Origin of the sequence: Undibacterium sp. Ren11W (assembly GCF_049340485.1) — a bacterium.
GTDB lineage: Bacteria > Pseudomonadota > Gammaproteobacteria > Burkholderiales > Burkholderiaceae_D > Undibacterium.
This window is the reverse complement of sequence record NZ_JBMPPB010000001.1, coordinates 1,053,264-1,072,915: the sequence shown is the minus strand read 5'-3', so window position 1 is coordinate 1,072,915 and position 19,652 is coordinate 1,053,264. Positions and strand designations below refer to the sequence as shown.

At 51.2% G+C, this 19,652-nt stretch carries 17 protein-coding genes; 9 read left to right on the top strand and 8 right to left on the bottom strand.

Translation table 11 applies throughout. The features are described 5' to 3' along the window. The first annotated feature begins 27 nt into the window (after window positions 1–27). From ACO0K8_RS04815 to ACO0K8_RS04785, 7 genes are all read left to right on the top strand, one after another. Window positions 28–1,269: a cystathionine gamma-synthase family protein gene (locus ACO0K8_RS04815; protein WP_422945478.1), complete on the top strand. Its 1,242-nt coding sequence runs from the start codon at window positions 28–30 to the stop codon at window positions 1,267–1,269. A gap of 149 nt (window positions 1,270–1,418) precedes the next feature. Then, a complete protein-coding gene (locus tag ACO0K8_RS04810; RefSeq protein ID WP_422945477.1) occupies window positions 1,419–3,917 on the top strand; it encodes an ABC transporter permease in 2,499 nt (832 codons plus the stop codon). Window positions 3,918–3,921: 4 nt separating this feature from the next. Next, window positions 3,922–4,365, top strand: a complete 444-nt coding sequence (locus ACO0K8_RS04805; RefSeq protein ID WP_422945476.1) for a GNAT family N-acetyltransferase — start codon at window positions 3,922–3,924, stop codon at window positions 4,363–4,365. A gap of 33 nt (window positions 4,366–4,398) precedes the next feature. Next, on the top strand, window positions 4,399–4,809 hold the full coding sequence (locus tag ACO0K8_RS04800) for a group II truncated hemoglobin (protein WP_422945475.1): 411 nt from the start codon (window positions 4,399–4,401) through the stop codon (window positions 4,807–4,809). Window positions 4,810–4,891: 82 nt separating this feature from the next. Next, window positions 4,892–6,352 carry a DNA recombination protein RmuC gene (gene rmuC, locus ACO0K8_RS04795; RefSeq protein WP_422945474.1) on the top strand — a complete coding sequence of 487 codons (1,461 nt, stop codon included), beginning with the start codon at window positions 4,892–4,894 and terminating at the stop codon, window positions 6,350–6,352. Between the two features lie 114 nt (window positions 6,353–6,466). Next, window positions 6,467–7,507 (top strand): DUF2167 domain-containing protein, encoded by a 1,041-nt coding sequence (locus tag ACO0K8_RS04790; protein ID WP_422945473.1) that lies wholly within the window; start codon window positions 6,467–6,469, stop codon window positions 7,505–7,507. Then, on the top strand, window positions 7,504–8,244 hold the full coding sequence (locus ACO0K8_RS04785; protein WP_422945472.1) for a site-2 protease family protein: 741 nt from the start codon (window positions 7,504–7,506) through the stop codon (window positions 8,242–8,244). The genes ACO0K8_RS04790 and ACO0K8_RS04785 overlap by 4 nt, the downstream gene beginning before the upstream one ends. A gap of 42 nt (window positions 8,245–8,286) precedes the next feature. Here ACO0K8_RS04785 and ACO0K8_RS04780 read toward each other — a convergent pair whose 3' ends face one another. Then, a complete protein-coding gene (locus tag ACO0K8_RS04780; protein WP_422945471.1) occupies window positions 8,287–9,174 on the bottom strand; it encodes a LysR family transcriptional regulator in 888 nt (295 codons plus the stop codon). A 78-nt stretch (window positions 9,175–9,252) separates the two neighbouring features. Between ACO0K8_RS04780 and ACO0K8_RS04775 the strand changes: the two genes are divergently transcribed. Then, window positions 9,253–9,756 (top strand): DoxX family protein, encoded by a 504-nt coding sequence (locus tag ACO0K8_RS04775; protein ID WP_422945470.1) that lies wholly within the window; start codon window positions 9,253–9,255, stop codon window positions 9,754–9,756. A gap of 9 nt (window positions 9,757–9,765) precedes the next feature. Further along, window positions 9,766–10,440, top strand: a complete 675-nt coding sequence (locus ACO0K8_RS04770; protein WP_422945469.1) for a glutathione S-transferase family protein — start codon at window positions 9,766–9,768, stop codon at window positions 10,438–10,440. Window positions 10,441–10,445: 5 nt separating this feature from the next. On the opposite strand, the gene ACO0K8_RS04765 is transcribed toward ACO0K8_RS04770, so the two are convergent. From ACO0K8_RS04765 to ACO0K8_RS04735, 7 genes are all read right to left on the bottom strand, one after another. Next, entirely contained in the window at window positions 10,446–11,072 is a 627-nt protein-coding gene (locus tag ACO0K8_RS04765) for a hypothetical protein (protein WP_422945468.1), read from the bottom strand. Between the two features lie 447 nt (window positions 11,073–11,519). After that, the gene (locus ACO0K8_RS04760) at window positions 11,520–11,897 is read right to left on the bottom strand and encodes a ComEA family DNA-binding protein (RefSeq protein WP_422945467.1); all 378 of its coding nucleotides are present in this window, start codon (window positions 11,895–11,897) and stop codon (window positions 11,520–11,522) included. Window positions 11,898–12,026: 129 nt separating this feature from the next. Next, window positions 12,027–12,605 carry a peptidylprolyl isomerase gene (locus ACO0K8_RS04755; RefSeq protein WP_422945858.1) on the bottom strand — a complete coding sequence of 193 codons (579 nt, stop codon included), beginning with the start codon at window positions 12,603–12,605 and terminating at the stop codon, window positions 12,027–12,029. Between the two features lie 409 nt (window positions 12,606–13,014). After that, complete coding sequence (gene glp / locus ACO0K8_RS04750; protein WP_422945466.1) at window positions 13,015–14,310, bottom strand: gephyrin-like molybdotransferase Glp; 1,296 nt, start codon at window positions 14,308–14,310, stop codon at window positions 13,015–13,017. Between the two features lie 7 nt (window positions 14,311–14,317). Further along, the gene (gene mobA / locus ACO0K8_RS04745) at window positions 14,318–14,929 is read right to left on the bottom strand and encodes a molybdenum cofactor guanylyltransferase MobA (protein ID WP_422945465.1); all 612 of its coding nucleotides are present in this window, start codon (window positions 14,927–14,929) and stop codon (window positions 14,318–14,320) included. A gap of 141 nt (window positions 14,930–15,070) precedes the next feature. After that, window positions 15,071–16,198 carry a GTP 3',8-cyclase MoaA gene (moaA, locus tag ACO0K8_RS04740; protein ID WP_422945464.1) on the bottom strand — a complete coding sequence of 376 codons (1,128 nt, stop codon included), beginning with the start codon at window positions 16,196–16,198 and terminating at the stop codon, window positions 15,071–15,073. Window positions 16,199–16,340: 142 nt separating this feature from the next. Next, on the bottom strand, window positions 16,341–19,283 hold the full coding sequence (locus ACO0K8_RS04735; protein WP_422945463.1) for an Rne/Rng family ribonuclease: 2,943 nt from the start codon (window positions 19,281–19,283) through the stop codon (window positions 16,341–16,343). Window positions 19,284–19,652 lie beyond the last annotated feature (369 nt).

The following is a 19,652-nucleotide window of genomic DNA, read 5'->3' as shown; positions in this document are numbered from 1 at the left end:
TGTCCCTTTTAGACACCCATTCCGACCATGAGCGACCACGCATCCTACGGCTTTACCACCACCATACTTCATAACGACCGCCAGCAAGAAATAGAGCACGGCTCGCCCCATAAGCCTGTGCATACTTCGGTCACTTTCGGCTATAAAGACGCACGCGATCTGGCGGCCGTGTTTCAAGGGAAGCAATCAGGCTACCGTTACGGCAGGCAGGGCAATCCAACCGTGTCGGCGCTGGAAGATAAAATCAGCAAGATGGAAGGCGGTGCATCGAGTATTTGTTTCTCCACAGGTATGGCGGCAATTGGCGCCTTGTTTCAGGCCCTGCTGCGTGAAGGAGATCAGATCATTTCTTCGGCCTTTTTGTTTGGCAATACCAGCAGTTTGCTACAAACCATCTCCAACCAAGGGGTAGCTGTTGCTTACGTCGACGCTACTGATGTCTCCAATGTGGAGGCTGCGATTACGCGTTCAACGCGCATGGTATTTGTCGAGACCATCGCTAATCCGCGTACCCAGATTGCCGATCTGAAAAAAATCGGCAGCCTGTGCCGTGAACGTGGCATCTTGTTTGTGGTGGATAATACCATGACTTCGCCGTATCTGTTTCAGCCGAAAAAAGTCGGGGCTGGCCTGGTGATTAATTCGCTGACCAAATCGATAGCCGGACATGGCAATGTGCTGGGCGGTGCGATCACCGATACCGGCCTGTTTGATTGGGCAGCGTATCCGAATATTGCAGACAACTTCAGAAAACAAGCATCTCCGCAACAAGGCATGGCGCAGATTCGTGCCAAGGCTCTGCGTGATTTTGGCGCATCGCTGGCACCGGATGCTGCGCACCAGATTGCGGTCGGTGCAGAAACCATTGCCTTACGCTTAGAGCGTGAATGCGCCAATGCACTAGCACTCGCGCAGATGCTAGACGCCGATCCGCGCGTGGCGGTGGTGCATTACCCAGGCTTGGTTTCGCACCCGCAACACGCATTGGCGAGCGACTTGTTCCGCGCTTACGGTGCCTTGTTCAGCTTTGAATTACGTGCAGACATAGACTGTTTCGATTTTCTGAATCGCCTCAAACTGGCGATCAATGCGACCCATCTGGGCGACACCCGCACCTTGATTATTCCGGTCGCACACACCATTTTCTTTGAAATGGGGGCTGAGCGGCGTGCCGCCATGGGTATAGCAGACTCCCTGATACGGGTTTCAGTAGGTATCGAAGACACGCAGGATTTGCTGCAGGATTTTAGCGCAGCCTTGTCTGAATAATTCCATCGGACAGATATACTAGGGTGGGGTATGAGATAGTCTCACCCGCTTGCGCATATGGTATATGCGCAAGCGGGTAGTTGTCCCCGATACTCCCCAATTTTTAATTAGATTAGTCCTGATTCTGGCTAATTTTGTAAAAGGCTCGCATGCATAGACTCTCCTTGACGATGACACTGCGCGATTGGCGTGCTGGTGAATTGCGCTTCTTGCTGGTCGCACTGATGATCGCGGTGGCCTCTTTGTCTTCGGTAGGATTTTTCGTCGATCGCATGCGCAACGGTCTCAATCGCGATGCGCACCAATTACTTGGTGCCGATTTGCTGGTGAGCGCAGATCAACCTATCGCTGCCGCCTGGCGGCTAGAGGCGCAGAAACGCGGCTTGCAATTGGCCGAAACCGTGGTTTTTCCTAGCATGGCATTAGCCGGTGAGGGTGATGCCGCGCAGTCGCGACTGGTGTCGCTGAAAGCGGTCAGTCGTGGCTATCCCTTGCGCGGCAATCTGAAACTCCAGCAAGGCGATTCGGAGATAAGTACGCAACAGATACCGCAGCATGCAACCGCTTGGTTAGATCCGGCCCTGATGATCAGTTTGAACCTGAGCATAGGCGAGAACATCAAACTGGGTGATCAGCAATTTAAAGTGGCGCAAGTGATCGCCGCAGAGCCGGATCGGGGTGCTGCCTTCATGAACTTCGCGCCACGTGTGATGCTGGCGCTGGACGACCTGCCTGCCACTAATTTGATACAAAATGGCTCACGCGTCACGTATAGGCTGCTGTTGGCCGGGCAGCCGGCTAGTGTCGCCAGTTTTCAAGCGTATCTGCAAAAAGCGATCGATACTGAAAAACTCAAGGGCATCAGACTGGAGTCGCTGGAATCAGGGCGGCCAGAAATGCGCGCTACTCTAGATAGAGCCGAGCAGTTTTTATCTCTGGTCGGTTTGCTGTCGGCCTTGTTGGCGGCGGTTGCAGTAGCGATGGCGGCGCGGCGCTTTATGTTGCGTCACGTCGATGCCTGCGCCATGTTGCGCTGTCTGGGTTTGACGCAAAATCAAGTCACCTCCATGTATTTAATCGAATTTTTCATGCTAGGTGTGGCCGGCAGTTCGGCCGGTGTTGTGCTCGGTTTTGCTGGGCATTATGCCTTGCTGGAATGGCTGGGTAAGCTGGTCGGCAATCAGCTGCCGCCAGCCAGCTGGCTACCAGCGCTGCAAGGTGTGTTGACCGGTTTGCTTCTGTTGATAGGTTTTGCCTTACCGCCAATTCTGCAGCTGCGCAACGTGCCGCATAATCAAGTAATACGCCGTGCGCAAGATGCGCCGCAAGCCATGACGCTGCTGAGCTACTTGTTGGGTTTGGGGATGTTCATCGCTTTGTTGTTATGGCAGGCAGGCGACATAAAACTGGGTCTGCTGACGGCTGCCGGTTTTCTCTTGGGATTGCTGGGTTTTGCCTTGGTGGCGTGGTTGGGAGTAGCGTCGCTACGTCGCTTACGCGGCCTCTTCGATAACTCAGCCTGGCGCTTTGCGATCACAGCGCTGCAACGCCGCCCCGGTGCTACCGTGATCCAGGTGGTCTCGCTGGCGCTGGGCTTGATGGCCTTGCTGTTACTTACCGTGATTCGTGCTGACTTGATCAGCGCTTGGAAAAAATCGACACCGGCAGATGCGCCGAATCAATTTGTCATCAATATCCAGCCAGATCAAAAAGATGAAATCGCAGCACGTCTGAAACTGTTCACCCAGCCCGCGCTTTACCCTATGATACGTGGCCGTTTGGTGCAGGTAAATGATACCGTGCTGGCGGCCGATAGCTATCAGGACGACCGCGCCAAACGTCTGGTGGATAGGGAGTTTAACCTCTCGACCATGAACGATTTACCGGCCATGAATAAAATCACTGCCGGTCATTGGTTTAACGATGCCAGCGCTAGTGAGCCAGAGGCCTCGGTAGAAGAAGGCATCGCCAAAACCCTCAATCTGAAACTCGGCGACAAGCTGACTTTTGACGTCGCCGGGCAGCAAGTGACGGCTGCCATCACCAGTTTGCGTAAGCTCGATTGGGGTTCTATGCGCGTGAATTTTTTTGTTGTGATCAACCCTAAGGCGATGGCCGAAATGCCGCAAACCTGGATCACCGCGTTTCGCATGCCGGCTAAAGAGAAGAAATTTGTGAATCAACTCATGCTTGATTTCCCGAATCTGACCGTGGTCGATGTCGGTGCCATGATTAAGCAATTGCAGGATGTGCTGGATCAAGTCATCAACGCAGTCGAATTTTTGTTTTTATTCACGCTGGCATCCGGTGTCTTGGTGTTATACGCAGCGCTGGCCGGTTCGCAAGACTTGCGCATGCGCGAAGCGGCCTTGTTGCGGGCGCTGGGGGCAACCCGCAAGCAACTCTCGCAAGCGCAATGGATAGAGTTCTTACTGATAGGCGGCCTGGCCGGTTTGCTGGCAGCCAGTGGCGCGTCGGCGATAGGCTGGACGCTGGCGCGTTTTAGTTTTGAATTCGAATGGAGCTTCTCGCCCGTAGTCTGGATCGCCGGCTTAGCGGTAGGCGCGAGCTGTGCCTTGATAGGCGGTTGGGTAGGTCTACGCAATGTCTTGAATCAGCCGCCTTTACAGAGTTTGCGTGAAGGCTAGTTGTATGGGTATTCGTGAATATAAAGAAGCCGATTTTTCTGCGATAGTAGATATTTATGCTGCCTCTAAGCTTGATGAATTGCGATTCGAACCGCAAAAATTTAAACTGACATCCCTAAATTTAGATCCGCAACGACTGGTAGCTTTTCATGAATCTGAGGTTTTGGTGTATGAAGAAGAGCGTGTGTCCGCTTATTTGGGAACACATTTAAATCATATACGCTCAATTTTTGTCTCGCCCATTTACAGAGGTAAAGGTATAGGGAGGCAGCTTTTAGAGCATGCAATCGCACATGCTAAAGGTGAACTCAGTCTGGATGTGGTGAAGTCGAATGTTATCGCTAAAAATTTGTACTCGCATTACGGTTTTAAAATCGTCAATGAGTTTGTCTCTTCATATGACGGCATGCCTGTGGTGGTCAATACGATGAAACGTCAGAGTAGTTGAATAATGAATCAATATTAGTTAATGAATAAAGAAATGACTCAAGAAACACAACAGCAAGAAGAAAAATCCAATCTTTACACTTTGATCGGTGGTGCCGATAAATTGCGTGAAATGGTAGACCGGTTTTATGATCTGATGGAACTCGAACCGGAGTTCGCAGGTATCCGTGTCATGCATCCTCAGCCTATCGACAGCTCGCGCGATAAGCTGTTTTGGTTTTTATCGGGGTGGATGGGCGGCCCTGATCTGTATGTAGAGCAGTTCGGCCATCCGCGCCTGCGGGCGCGCCATCTGGCTTATCCGATAGGTATTAGCGAGCGCGATCAATGGCTGCGCTGTATGGCTTGGGCGATGCAAGAGGTCGGTATAGAAGAGGGCTTGCAACTACACCTGATGAATTCGTTTTTTCAGACCGCCGATTGGATGCGGAATAAGGCCGAGTAAGTCCAAGTAAATTCCAAGAGTTGTACTCGATTATTTTGATCGAGTACAGTTTTTTATTACGATAAATAAATTGTGCCTATCTATGAGCTTGCCTGAAATTTTTACCCTCTCGTTGTTAGCTGTTTTAGTGTTGCTCAACCTCATGTTGTTGCTGCGTAGCCGCCAACAAAACGGCGATAGCCAACTCGAACAAAAGCTCCAACAAAACTTCCAACAATTACAGCAAGCGCAAGAGCGCAGCGAGCGCTCTTTGCGTGAGCAAATCCTGTCTAGCGCGCAAGCGACACGGCAAGAGTTAGGCGGTAACTTTTCACAACTGCAGCAAGTCTTGTCGACGCAGCTAAGCAATGCGGCAGCTCTGCAAAACAGCCAGATCGACGCCTTCTCGCAACAGCTGGTAAAACTCACCGAGGCGAATGCGCAGCAACTCGAGCAGATGCGCCTATCGTTGATACAGCAGGCGCAGACAGCCAGGGATGAGCAAGCTGCAAGCATGCAACGCTTTGCCGCAAGCCTGAACCAAGTGCTGGCCAATCTGACAGAGTCGAATGCCTTACGCATGGGCGAGATTCGCGCCACTCTTGAGCAGAAAATCCAGCAATTACAAGCCGACAATGCCAGTAAGCTAGAAGAGATGCGTAAGACCGTTGATGAGAAGCTGCATGCGACGTTAGAGCAGCGACTCGGTGACTCCTTCAAACAAGTCTCGGAACGTCTGGAGAAGGTCCATCAAGGTCTGGGCGAGATGCAGCAGCTCGCAATCGGGGTGGGCGACCTAAAACGGGTGCTGACCAATGTCAAGACGCGCGGCACCTGGGGCGAGGTGCAGTTAGAGATGGTGCTGGAGCAGATGCTGACTCCCGAACAATATGGCAAGAATGTCGAGACCATACCCGGCACGGGTGAGCGGGTAGAGTTTGCAATCAAATTGCCGGGCAAGGAAGACGACAGGGCACCGGTCTGGATGCCTATCGATGCCAAGTTCCCGAAAGAGCAATATGAACGCTTGCTCGATGCTGCCGAACGCGCCGATGCCGAAGGTGTGGCGCAAGCCGGTAAAGAGTTGGAGCGTGCGATCCGCAACGAAGCCAAAACCATCGCCGAAAAATATCTATCGCCGCCTTTGACCACTGATTTTGCCATTTTGTTTTTGCCTACCGAGGGCTTGTACGCTGAAGTGATGCGCAGGCCAGGTTTGGCAGACGAATTGCAGCGTACATGTCGCGTCACCATTTCTGGCCCTTCGACTTTATCGGCTTTGCTCAACAGTTTGCAAATGGGTTTCCGTACTTTGGTGTTGGAGAAGCGCTCATCCGAGGTCTGGCAAGTGTTGGGCGCTGTTAAAACCGAATTTGGCAAATTTGGCGAGGTGTTGGCCGCCACTAAGACAGCATTGGAGCGCGCCGCCAAAAACATCGATCATGCCGAAGTACGCACGCGTCAGATGACGAAAAAGCTCAAGCAGGTCGAGGCTCTGCCTAGCGATGCGGCCCATAGTTTGCTGGGGATAGATGGAGAGAACAGCACTGATGCTGAACTGTAACCATGAGCTCTGCTGCTGAAACCTAGCTTGCTTTTCATTAATTTGATAAAATGGCAATGAAATTATTCGGATAGCCGCGGCTATCCACTTTTTTATCCTTGGAACGACACTTTAATGAAATTCACACTAAAAAAATGTCAGGCAGTATTTGCCTTCGCGCTAATCACAATGTTTGCAATGTTCGCGCCGTTTGCACAGGCACAAAGCGAGGCGCAACAGGCTGAGATTAAAGCCGCTTATGAAGAGGCGGATAAGGTCAAACAAGCGGGACCGTTTGAAGTAAAGATGCTAGATCAGGCGGTCTTGAGAATACCCGCCGGGCAGATCTTTATACCGAATCCAACTGCTTCCAGAATTTTGCGCGCCATGGGCAATAGTAGTGACGATAGTTTACTGGGTGTGATTTTTCCGGCCAGTGATGAAAACTGGTTTGTTGTAGCGCGTTACGAAAAAGCCGGCTACATCAAAGAAGACGATGCCAAAGAGTGGAACGCCGATGAGCTATTGAAGAGTCTTACTGAGGGGGCCGAGGCCGGTAATGTGGCAAGACGCGAGAAGGGAATACGCGAGATGCAGGTCGTCGGTTGGGCTGAAAAACCGGCCTACGATGCCAACAATCATAGACTGGTCTGGTCTGCCATTAGCAAGGATAAAGTCGGTGTCGATGAAGACCCGGGCGTTAATTACAACACGTATGCTTTGGGGCGCGAAGGTTATATCAGTTTGAATTTAGTCACCTCTTTAAAAGAAGTGGCGACACAGAAGGCGGTCGCGCAAAATCTCTTGGGAAATTTAGAATTCTCCGATGGCAAACGCTATGCTGATTTTAATGCCAGCACCGATAAAGTTGCTGAATACGGTTTAGCTGCGCTGGTGGCGGGCGTGGCGGCGAAAAAACTTGGCTTGTTTGCGGTCATTTTGGCGTTTCTGGCGAAGTTCGCAAAAGTTGGTTTGCTGGCGCTGTTTGGCGGCGGTGCTTTGTTTAAGAAGTGGTTTGGCCGTAAAAAAGATAAGGAGCCTGCGCCCGTGTTGGCTAGTGCTGTCGTGAACACGACAACGCTTGACAGCAGCGCTGCTCCGTTAAATTCTGAGGCGGGTAAGGATGCCGCTAAAGTAGCTGGCACTGAGCATACTCCGGGGCCAGGCTCATTATGATTAAGCTTTTGTTGTTGCTCTTGTCTGGCGCGAAATTTAGCAAGCTTTTAGTCACCGGCGGCAGCATGTTGGTCTCGGTTGCAGTGTATGCCATGGTGTTTGGTTGGTGGTATGCCGTGGGTTTCGTGTTCTTGTTGCTGGTGCATGAGATGGGACATTATCTGGCCGCACGCCAGCGTGGCCTGAATGTGGGCTTGCCGACTTTCATCCCCTTCGTCGGCGCCTGGATAGAGCTCAAAGACCAGCCGCACAATGCCGAGACTGAGGCCTATATAGGTTTAGCTGGCCCTCTGGCGGGTACGGTGGGCGCGGTCATCTGCTATTTTTTTGCGCGCAACTACAATAGCGATTTGTTGTTGGCGGTGGCGTATTCAGGCTTCTTTCTGAACCTGTTCAATATGATACCGCTGTCGCCGTTTGATGGCGGGCGTATCACAGCGGTGCTCACGCCACGGGTCTGGTTTGCTGGGGTACCAGTACTAGCGGCACTGTTTTACTACCGGCCTAGCCCCATCCTGGTCTTGATCGCCATCATGGCCGGCCCGCAATTGTGGCGTGCCTGGAAGTACGACGCTAAGGCGCCAGAAAATCAGCAGTATTACGGCATCTCTACAGAAGTACGCCTGACTTACTCAGCTTATTATTTACTCTTGCTAGGCTTTTTGGCGGTGATGACAAACGATGTGCATGAGATGCTGCAGACTGTGCGAGCCGTGCATGGCAGTAGTGGTGCTTAAGCCCGGTCGGTACAGCTTTATAAGTGCTCGCTGGTGGCCGCGTTAGTCCAGATGTAAATGTTCAGCGAGGTAGCTAAACACTGTGCTGACACGCCTTAAGTGGCGTGCTTCAGTGTGCGTGAGTAACCATAGATCAGTTTGGCATTCGTCTAGAACTTCGCTCACTTGCACTAGGTCGGCGCGGCCTTGCGCCAGAAAAATCGGCAGTATGCCCATGCCTAAACCACGTGCGACAAACTCTGCGACAGTGAGTATGCTATTCACGCGATATTTTGGAACGATTTTTGGGTAGTGTTTTTTTCTCCAGATTACCGAGGGATGCTCAGGCAGGGCCTCGTCGGGTGCTATCCAATGTTGTTCTTGATATTCTATTTCGTTATTCGCCCCGGGATCTGCTGCGGATTTTGCGGCGAATACCGCCACCCTTATAGGGCCGATGCGCTTGCCTATCAGATGTGGCGGCGGCCTCTTGGTAGCGCGCAATGCGATATCGGCATCCCTGCGCGTCAAACTCACCAACTCGTTGCCCGCACGCAAATCAAATTCCAGCAAGGGATGCTGTACTTGTAGTTGCAGCAATGCGGGTGCCAGCAGCCCATGCAATAGGGTGTCGGTACTGCTGACGCGTAGCACGCCCGAGACTTGCTCTGGCCTCATTTGCAGCATCGTGCGTGCCGCTTCCAATTGCATTTCTATCTGTTCAGCAGGCGCAGTTAGTTGTTGCGCCAGCTCATTGGCCTGATAGCCACTGCGCGAGCGCTCGAACAAGCGCTGGCCTATCCCCTTTTCTATCCGTTGTATGCTTCTAAAAACGGTAGAGGCATCTTGCTTCAGGCGTTCGCCCGCCAGCGCCAAAGTGCCAGTGCGACTCAGTGCCAGCAGCACCGCCAGATCGGCAGGGCTTAACTTGAATTGCGTTTGTGCATTCATGGATTGCAGTTTTGCATATTTATATTGTAAAGCTGCAATGCTACAGTGCATCCATCGTTAATTCAATGGAGAACAAAAATGACTGCCGGACCAGCCAAGCTCGAAACGAATTTAGAAGCGAAGTCAGAAACGAAGTCAGAAACTAAGTTAGCAAATAAGTTCGCAACTAAGCCTCGCTATACGTCTATCGAATATGGAGTAACTGTGTTACGTCTGAGTCTAGGCGTCATGTGGATAGCCCACGCAATGCTTAAACTTTTGGTATTTGCTTTGCCAGGCACGGCAGAGTTTTTTGTCAGTATAGGTTTCCCTGGCTTTTTGGCCTATCCAGTATTTGCCGCCGAACTTGGTGGCGGGCTTGCCTTGCTATTCGGCGTGTACGCCAGACAGGTGGCGTTGGCCTTGATGCCGGTGATGGCGGTCGCTGCTAGTGTGCATTTCGCAAACGGGTGGGTGCACACCAGCCAAAATGGTGGTTGGGAGTATCCAGTGTTCTTGCTGATGGCCTCGTTGTCACTGTGGCTAATGGGGGATGGTGCCTATGCATGGTGCCGCAGTCGTCGTTTTAGCCCCAACTTTTGAGGAGACATCATGACTTCGAAATTTGTTCTGGTCAGTCATGTTCTTTGTCCCTATGTGCAAAGAGTGGCGATCGTGTTGGCCGAGAAGGGCATTGCTTACCATCGGATTGATATCGATTTGAAAAACAAACCAGCCTGGTTTCTTGCAATTTCCCCGCTGGCGAAGACCCCTGTTCTGCTGGTGGGTGAGCAGGCTATTTTTGAGTCCAGCGTGATCTGCGAATATTTGGATGAGACGCATCTTCCCAAACTGCATCCGAAGCATGCTTTGCTGCGTGCCAGACAGCGCGCCTGGATGGAGTTCGGTAGCAGTATTCTTAGCACCATAGCGGGTTTTTACAATGCCGTCGATGCGCCTGCTTTAAGGGGCAAGAGCCAAGAGTTACGTGAAAAATTGAAGCAGCTAGAGGCACTGGTACAGGATGGCTCGTATTTTTCAGGCCTGCAATTTAACATGGTCGATGCAGTTTTCGCACCGGTGTTACGTTACTTTGAGGTGTTCGAGACCGTATTCGGTATTGATTTCTTTGCCGACACACCGAAAGTACGCGCGTGGTGGCTACACTTAGCGCAGCGCCCCAGCGTCAAACATGCGGTAGGCGCCAACTATGCCGAATTATTGCTGGATTTTTTGAAAGCTAGACCGGTTATGCTTGTAGAAAACTACCGCGAGTGCTTAGTTTAAAACGTTTATTTGCACTTATCAGCGGCGAGTAAATACAATGCCAGGGGTATCGCTAATAGACCTGCTCCGCCACTGTCTTTGCCCAGGCAATCAGGTTTAGCCGCCCCGGCTACGGCAGTTTCCAATCGGTCGAATTTTGTCCTTGGTTTGTCGTTTAGCTGTTTGCCACTACGTTCGGCCTGGAGCTCTATCTCGCTTTTGCTGTCCTGGTAGGCTCTGCGTATCGCTTCGCTGTCTATCTGCAGAGGAGTGGAGAGTGGATCTGCCGGGAGGTCGGCTGCTACGCTAATCGCAGCGGGGCTTGCTGTCAGCGTGGTGGGCGCGATGCTAATGGATTTTTTCTGTGGCGGATACTGGCTTGTGTTTTTTTGAACGCTAGCCACTGGCCTATCTTCCGATTTCGCTTCTGTTTTCACTTCTTTAGGGAGTGTCAGTTCAATAAAGCGCAAATTAATGGTCTGCTTGAGGCTATCTGGGCTGAGTCGTCTGCTTTGCAGCCCTGGCGTATACGCGAGCAATTTGACGAGCATCAGTGTCAAGAATAACGCAAGACTGGCCGCTAGCATGCGCTGGCGTTGACTGCCGTTTTGCCAATCCTCTCGACTATAGTGGTTTGCGCTCTGTGTGCTCATGATTGTTTCTGTCGCCAGCTTTTGACAAGTAAAAATTTTGTCGGGATAATTATCAATAGGGATCAGAGTGCGAAATTGATAATAAGTTCATGGTGCTTCGATTATTTGTATTTATTCAGAACTTAAAAAGCAATGCGCAATATCCATGCGCCTTTTCACCGCTTTTGCTGCCAGTGACCGCATGGATGCTGCGCATTCGATTTTAGTAACTTCCAAATTAGCACTTTAAGCCACATACAACTTATTAAAAATGATTGAGCGAAATTTTCATTAATTAGAAAAACTTACCGAAAAATTTATTGGAAACAGCTTTTATATGACTTCTTGGTATTATTTTAATGACATGATTGTGCTGCGCTGAGTTCCCATTTTTCGTCTTAGGATTGATATTAATAGCCAATGAAAAAGCCGACGCGAAGGTCGGCTTTTTTTGAGATTAAAGAATGATTATTTCTTTTTTTCTGCTGTTTTTTGTTTGGCGATGACCAGATCTTTGATGCCATTGTAGACGTCTTCGGTCAGTATTTTTTTAGAAACTAGTTCGTCCTTGCCTTTGTAAGGGCGACCTTTGATGATGGCCGCAGAGCGCGCCTCACCAATTTTTGGCAACTCCGCTAATTCTTTTTGAGTCGCGCTATTGAGATCGAGCAAGGCAATTTTTTCGGCGGCTGCCGGAGTTGCTGGCGTGGCCGATGTGGCCGCAGGTGCAGCCGCTACCACTGGTGCAGTCGTGGCTTTTTTAGGCTCGTCTTTTGCATGTGTCGCCCCACTGAATAATGCAGACATGGCTATGGCTAGCAGTAATGATTTAAATCCGTGATTCATTCTAAATTCCTTAAAATTTGCGTACGGCAGTTGCGAAATACGCGGTTTGTAAGCGTTGAAAAGAAGATGAGAAATATTGCACTGCAGCGCAGAGCATAGCATGCTTGCTTTGCAATGTAAAAAAAACTATTATTGAGTTTGTATGATGCTGTTGATCACAACAGGTGTCACCGGAACATCGGTCATCGAGGCTTGAGTCATGGTTTTCACCACTTTGATTTTATCAACGGTGTCGAGCCCAGAGACTACTTTGCCAAACACTGCATAACCACCGTTGCCAGCATCGAGATTGACGTTGTCGACTACGTTGATAAAGAATTGCGCGCTGGCTGAATCAAGTAAGGAAGTGCGCGCCATGGCGATGCTGCCACGCAGGTTACTGAGCCCATTGCCCGCCTCCAGTTTGATCGAAGGGTAAGTCGGTGTCGGCTCTTGCATCGAGGCAGTGAGGCCACCACCCTGTATCACGAAATCGCTAATGACGCGATGGAAAATTTTATTTACGTAAAAACCATTTTCGACATAAAGTAAAAAATTATCCACGCTTATCGGTGCTTTGGCGGGATTGAGCTCCATGACTATATCACCGAGCGAGGTGTTCATCGTCACCTGCGGCTGCGCAGCGAGCGGAATAGTCATACTCCCGCTGTAAAGCGTGCTGCCGTCGCCAGCAGTGACCGTCATTGCAATTGCGCCAACCCCGATCATTTTGCATGCAAATACCCGTTTACTGGCGCTGCCACCTGCTACTTCACTAATCTTAAAACATCCGGTATTTGAAATATTAATGCCTAGATCGAGGTTCTGACCCGTGATGGTGATATTGCTGATTTTGCGATAGATCAGTTGATCGGTGGTGACCGCACTTACGCTTGCCTTAGAGGCGCTACTGTCACTACTGCCACCACCGCATGCGCTAAGAAAACCGGATGCTGCAACTATGCTGATTAATAACAAACGTGATTTCAATTGAATCTCCAAAAGTGTAGTTCTAAATTGCAGCAGTATAAAATCGCATGGACTTGAATAGCAAGGCCCAATACCGTATCGTACTTTAAGTTACGAATTGATACTGTGCGCTACTAAGTAGTGGTGGCGTTTTTCAATCAACCAAAGACTATATTAATCCCTCAAACAGCAGGACCTCAACCTTATCTCCCGCTGCTATATTTCCCTGATCATCATGCAAAACTACCATGCAATTGGCTTCACTCATAGAGCGCAAGATGCCTGAGCCTTGCGATCCGGTGATTGCCACTTGCAAGCTGCCATCCGATGCTATAGAGAGGATACCGCGCTGATATTCGGTGCGGCCAGCGCGTTTTCGGATAGGCGCTAGTGATTTTGCAGGCACTAAAGTTAAGACGGGGCTAGTTGCTCCCATCATGTGCAGCAGGGCGTTGCGGGCGAAAAAGTAGAAGGTCACCATGACCGCCACTGGGTTGCCCGGCAGGCCAAACAGATAGGCGCTACTACCGTTTGAATGTATCTTGCCGAAAGCCATAGGACGGCCAGGGCGCATGCCTATGGTCCAGAAGGCGACGTCGCCTAATTCACTCATGATTTGTTTGGTGTAATCAGCCGCCCCGACTGAGACCCCGCCCGAAGTAATGATGGCGTCGGCGTTTTCACAGGCGCTTTGAAAAGCGGCTTTCAAGGAGACAGGATCATCTTTGATGACGCCCATGTCTAGCATCTCGCAACCCAGTCTTTCTAGCATGCCGTATAAGGTGTAGCGATTGCTGTCGTAGACGCAGCCTTCCTCTAAGGGGTCGCCTAAAGACCGTAGTTCATCACCAGTTGAGAAGAAGGCGACACGCAAACGTCTTTGCACCGGGACTTCGGCCACGCCCAGTGAGGCGAGTAAGCCAAGCTCTGCTGGGCGCAGTATTTTGCCTTTACTCAGAGCGATTTTCCCTAGTGCCAGATCTTCCCCTTTAAAGCGGCGGTTGTCACCCTTCTTGACTTTGCCAAAAGGGATAGTGACTTGCGACTCGCTCGCGTTAGCTGTCAATTCTTGCGGGATCACAGTATCGCATTGCTCAGGCATGACGGCACCCGTCATGATGCGCACACATTCACCCAGGGCTACAGTGCCGGCAAAGGCGCGACCGGCGTAAGCTGTGCCTATGATCTTCAAAATCAAGTCGCCCGAGGCAGGTAAGCAGCTGCTGCGTAATGCGTAGCCATCCATGGCGGAGTTGTCGTGCGCCGGTACGTTGATGGCAGAAATAATATCTTCGGCGAGCACCCGTCCCAGAGCTTGCCTGAGGGCCAGTTTTTCTACGGCATGGATGGGAGTGACAAATTCTTGGATGATTTTCTGTGCTTGCGCGACTGGCAGGGCCTGTGGATCGTAATCGGACAGGCAAGAGACTAATTCTTGTAAGCTGGCGGGAGTAAGGGAGTTCATGCTTAATTTATCCTTCGTGCTGACGTAGTTCGGCGAGCGTATTGATATTGCGAAACGCCGCACTGTCTTCGAACGGCACTGTCACCACTTTTAGTGTGGCGTACCAGGCATCGACTTTACGCCCGCCGCTTTGCAAGAACTGCGTCAAGTGTGGAAGTAGCTCCGCCTTCATCATAGAAAATACCGGATGCGATTGAGTGCGTGCGATACCGTCTTCCAGTTCTACCGTGGTGGCAACGGCCAGATCGGCGTCTTCCGCGATTATGGCCAAGGACAGGCGCGCCACCAGATCGTCTGGCAAAAATGGCGAATCACAAGGGGCGCTGACCAGATACGGGGTTTCGCAGTGCGCCAAGCCCACTTGCAGACCTGCTAAAGGGCCGGCATAACCGTCGATCTGATCCGGCCACACTGGTGCGCCGAAGGCCTCATAGGCAGCCAGATGCTGGTTGGCATTGATGATCAGTTCGCCCACTTGCGGCGACAGGCGCATCAACACGTGCATCGCCATAGGCATGCCGCGAAAGGCTTGCAAACCTTTGTCGACTTGCCCCATGCGCGTGCCGCGCCCGCCTGCGAGTATCAAACCTGTGATGTGTTGCTGGTCTATTGCTGTCATGGCTGCTTGTCTGTGATGTGGTTCAAAATATTAAAAATGAGCAGGCCGCTTGCGCAGTATTCATGCGGGTTTCCAGCCTATTGCCTCCGCAAGCCGCATTTGGCTTAGCTCTTGGGCTTGCCTTTTTTTAGGGCCTGCTTGCTAGCCGCCTATATAAGACATCTCGACTTTTTTTCTGGACTGCTCTGGCAGTTCCGTGTTCTCGCTGCGTAATTGTGAATACCTATCGTTTCTGTTATTCCATATTTGTGCCACCACATTTGAAATGGCAAGTTCATGGTCAGGCAGAGTTTGGTCGCGCAAGAGTGCGCGTAAATCGTGGCCTTGCGTGGCGAATAAACAGGTGTACAACTTACCTTCCGTCGATAAACGGGCGCGGCTGCAGTCTTGGCAGAACGCCTGAGTAACGCTAGAGATCAAGCCAATTTCGCCTGCGCCGTCTTGATAGCGCCAGCGTGCCGCGGTTTCCCCGGTGTAATTTGGGTCTACCGCGATCAGTGGCATACCGACCGCCTGAATGCGCTGCACGATCTCTGACGAAGGGATGACCTCGTCAAGTTTCCAGCCGTTTGATGCGCCAACATCCATGTATTCGATGAAGCGCAATATATGTGGAGTGTCTTTGAAATAGCGCGCCATGGGTACAATTTCATGATCATTTAAGCCCGCTTTGACGACCATATTAATTTTGATAGGGCCAAGGCCAGCCTGATGCGCGGCCTGGATTCCGTCTAAGACATCTGAGACCGGAAAATCCACATCATTCATGTGCTGAAAAGTGTGTTCATCGAGCGCATCGAGTGAGACTGTGACGCGGTTAAGACCGGCATCTTTCAGACTCTGGGCCTTGCGCGCCAAGAGTGAGCCATTGGTAGTCAGGGTCAGGTCGAGATCGCGCCCATCGGGCGTGCGTATGCCGCTTAGCATAGCTATCAATTTCTCGATATTTTTTCTGAGTAAAGGCTCGCCCCCGGTCAGCCTGATCTTGTGAACTCCGTGTGCGACAAAAATACGCGCCAGTTGGGTGATTTCTTCGAAACTGAGTAAATTGCTGTGCGGCAGAAATTGGTAGTCTTTATCAAATACTTCTTTGGGCATGCAGTACACGCAGCGGAAATTGCAGCGATCCGTGACTGAAATGCGCAAATCATGCAAAGGTCGACCAAAACTATCTGCAAGTTTTCCTGTCGCTGCAAGCAACTGCTGCGGAATCTGCAGTTTTTTTGAAAATTGACGATGGTCTGTCAAAGGAATGAATTTTTCACTCATGAGTATCGATAGAGGCTCGATGGCGAGCGCCGATTAAAAATGGGAGTTCTCACAATAACATGTTTGCGTTGTGCGGTTTTTCTACACAATAAAAAGCCCGGCAACATTGCTGTAACCGGGCTTTACTTTGCTTACATGCAGTTTATCGCTTGGTATCTATCATCACCAGCGGTTCTGTTGAAAGCGGCTCTACTGGCTTACGTTGACGTACTACGCGCGGTGCCGCAACTGTTGCTGCGCTTGCTGCTTGTGCTGCACGCAGTTTTTCAGGATCAGTGCTGGCTAGCGTCAGATCAGCTTGCGCTAACATGCTGTGCAGGCCTTCCATTTGCATAGGGGCAGGTGCGACTGGCGCGCTTGCTACAGGCTTAGCAACGACCACGACAGGCGGCGTCAAATCCAGGCTGGCTTGTGCTGGTGCCGGAGGCGCAATTGCAACCGCAACTTCAACTGGCGCAATAGTTGCAACTTCAATCGCTGCGACTGCTGCTGTTTCGGCCACTGGTGCCGGCGTTACGACGACAGGCGCAACTTCGACCACCTCAGGCACTGCTGCCGGAGTAACTTCGGTCATTGCAACTGGAGCGACTTCTACCGCTGGCATTGGAGTCGCAACGGCAGCAGCGACTTCAACTGCTTCAGCCACTGGCGCTGGTGTAGCGGCCACTGGTGCAACTTCAATCACTTCAGCATGAGCTAGTTCCACTGCAACTGGCGTAACTGCAACTGGTGCCGGCTCGCTAACTACGGTCGCAGACTCATGCTTATTGACTGTTTCACTTACTTCTGCTGTGCTTGCTTGAGTAGTTTCTGCATTGACGTCATTGCTTTCAGTATCGTCGCGGTCACGACGGTTACGATTGCGACCACCACGACGGCGGCGACGACGACCGTCACTTTGCTCGTTGTCCGCATCGCTCATGGCCGGGCCATTTACCAGCGTCGCAGCAGTCGTAGTTGGCTCCGCGATATTTGCTAATGCAGGTAATGCTGCTACGCGGATAGCATCTGCCGCAACCTCTTCAGTCTTGGCTTCTGCTGAGGCACCGTCTTTACGATCTTCGCGTTGACGTGGTTGGCGTCCGCGTCGAGGCTCCTGTCCTTCACGCTCTTCACGTGGCGGGCGAGGTGGCTTAGGCTGACGCGGAGCTTGTGGCTCTGCCGCTTTTACGGATTCGTCTTTGGCGTCTTTTTCGGCACGTGGGTTAGCATTAGCTGGACGCTCTTCACGTTCAGCGCGATCACGACCACGACCGTTGCGATTGCGTTGGCCGCGATTATTGCGGTCGCCACGATCGGAGCGCTCCCGGCTTGCAGCTGGTTTTTCTTCCGGTGTGGCAGTAATTACTACCGCTTCAGCCGGTTTAGAGCGGAAAAAACCCATCAACTTGCTAAAGAAACCTTCAGACGCCGCAGCGACCACTGGTGTGCTAGCGGCGATGGCAGCCACAGGAACTTCTTTACGCTCAACCAGCGGCGCTGTATCAGGAGTAATGCTCTTGACCATGGCTTCCTGACGCGGCTTGATTTCTTCTTTTTGACGCTTGCTGTAACCGATGTCAGTATCCGCTTGCTCTGCCATAGCGTAACTAGCGTGCACTTCTTCTAAGCGCGGATCATCATGCTTCAGACGATCTAGCTTATAGTGCGGCGTTTCCAGATGCGTATTTGGAATCAGGATGACAGTAACGCGGTGACGCGTTTCTATCTTCAGGATCTCGCCACGTTTTTCATTGAGCAGGAATGCTGCGACATCGACAGGAACCTGTACGTGGATCGCTGCAGAATTCTCTTTCATCGCTTCTTCTTGAATAATACGCAGTACTTGCAATGCGGATGATTCAGTGTCGCGTATATGCGCTGTGCCGTTGCAACGTGGGCAGGTGACGTGGCTACCTTCAGACAGGGACGGGCGCAGGCGTTGACGGGATAATTCCATCAAACCAAAGCGGGAAATCTTACCCATCTGTACCCGTGCGCGGTCATAGCGCAAAGAGTCTTTCAGGCGAGTTTCTACTTCGCGTTGGTTCTTGGCGTTTTCCATGTCGATAAAATCGATCACGATCAAACCGCCCAAATCGCGCAGACGCAATTGACGCGCTACTTCTTCTGCTGCTTCGCAGTTGGTATTGAAGGCCGTCGTTTCGATGTCGGAGCCGCGCGTAGAGCGTGCCGAGTTGACGTCGACAGATACCAATGCTTCAGTGTGATCAATCACAATCGCGCCGCCCGATGGCAAAGGCACGGTGCGGGAGTAGGCGGTTTCGATCTGGTGTTCGATTTGGAAGCGGGAGAACAGTGGCACATCGTCGCTGTAGCGCTTGACGCGGTGTACCATGTCAGGCATCACATGGCTCATGAATTGCTGAGCTTGTTCGTAGATGTCGTCGGTATCGATCAGAATCTCGCCGATATCCGGTTGGAAATAATCGCGAATAGCGCGGATTACCAATGAGGATTCTTGATAAATCAGGAAGGCACCAGCAGCAGACTTGCCTGCGCCGTCGATCGCAGTCCAGAGTTGCATCAGGTAATTCAAATCCCATTGCAACTCATCAACATTGCGGCCTATACCAGCGGTACGGGCAATCACTGACATACCAGTAGGCAAATCAAGTTTGTCCATGGTTTCGCGCAGTTCCTGACGCTCTTCACCTTCGACGCGACGAGAAACTCCACCACCACGTGGGTTATTCGGCATCAAGACCAGATAGCGACCCGCCAGGGAGACGAAAGTGGTCAGCGCAGCGCCTTTATTGCCGCGTTCTTCTTTTTCGACCTGGACCATGATTTCCTGGCCTTCACGCAATGCATCTTTAATGGATGCGCTGCGCACGTCTATACCTTCTTTAAAATAGCCGCGAGCGACTTCTTTAAATGGCAGAAAACCGTGACGTTCTTCGCCGTAATTGACGAAGCATGCTTCCAAGGATGGTTCTATGCGGGTGATAACACCCTTGTAGATATTGGACTTGCGTAGTTCACGTCCAGTGGTTTCAATATCGATGTCTATGAGTTTTTGCCCATTGACGATGGCGACGCGAAGCTCTTCTTGCTGCGTAGCATTGAACAACATACGTTTCATTTTTTTACTCCGTGACCTGATGGTCATCTTTTGTCGCCAGCTCTTAATGGTAAGGCTAGCAACCATACTTACAGGGGATGTACGCGAGAGCGGAGAGTTTGAGGGGGCGGGAAATGCTACTGGAACAACAAATGGACAAATCTATAGCCAAGCACATCAGCAAATGACGCTGTAAGCATGCTTTTCGCTATATCTGTTACAACCTGTTGTGCGCTGAGCGCGAACAGTTTTGACTATGAATCGAGTGCACATGTCCCCCGCATTGTGAAATTTGCATAATCCTTGTAGAACATGCGATAACAACGCCAGGCGATGAGCAACTTAGTAAACGCCAAACCATCTTTAAATAATTGTATTTGGCTAAATCGA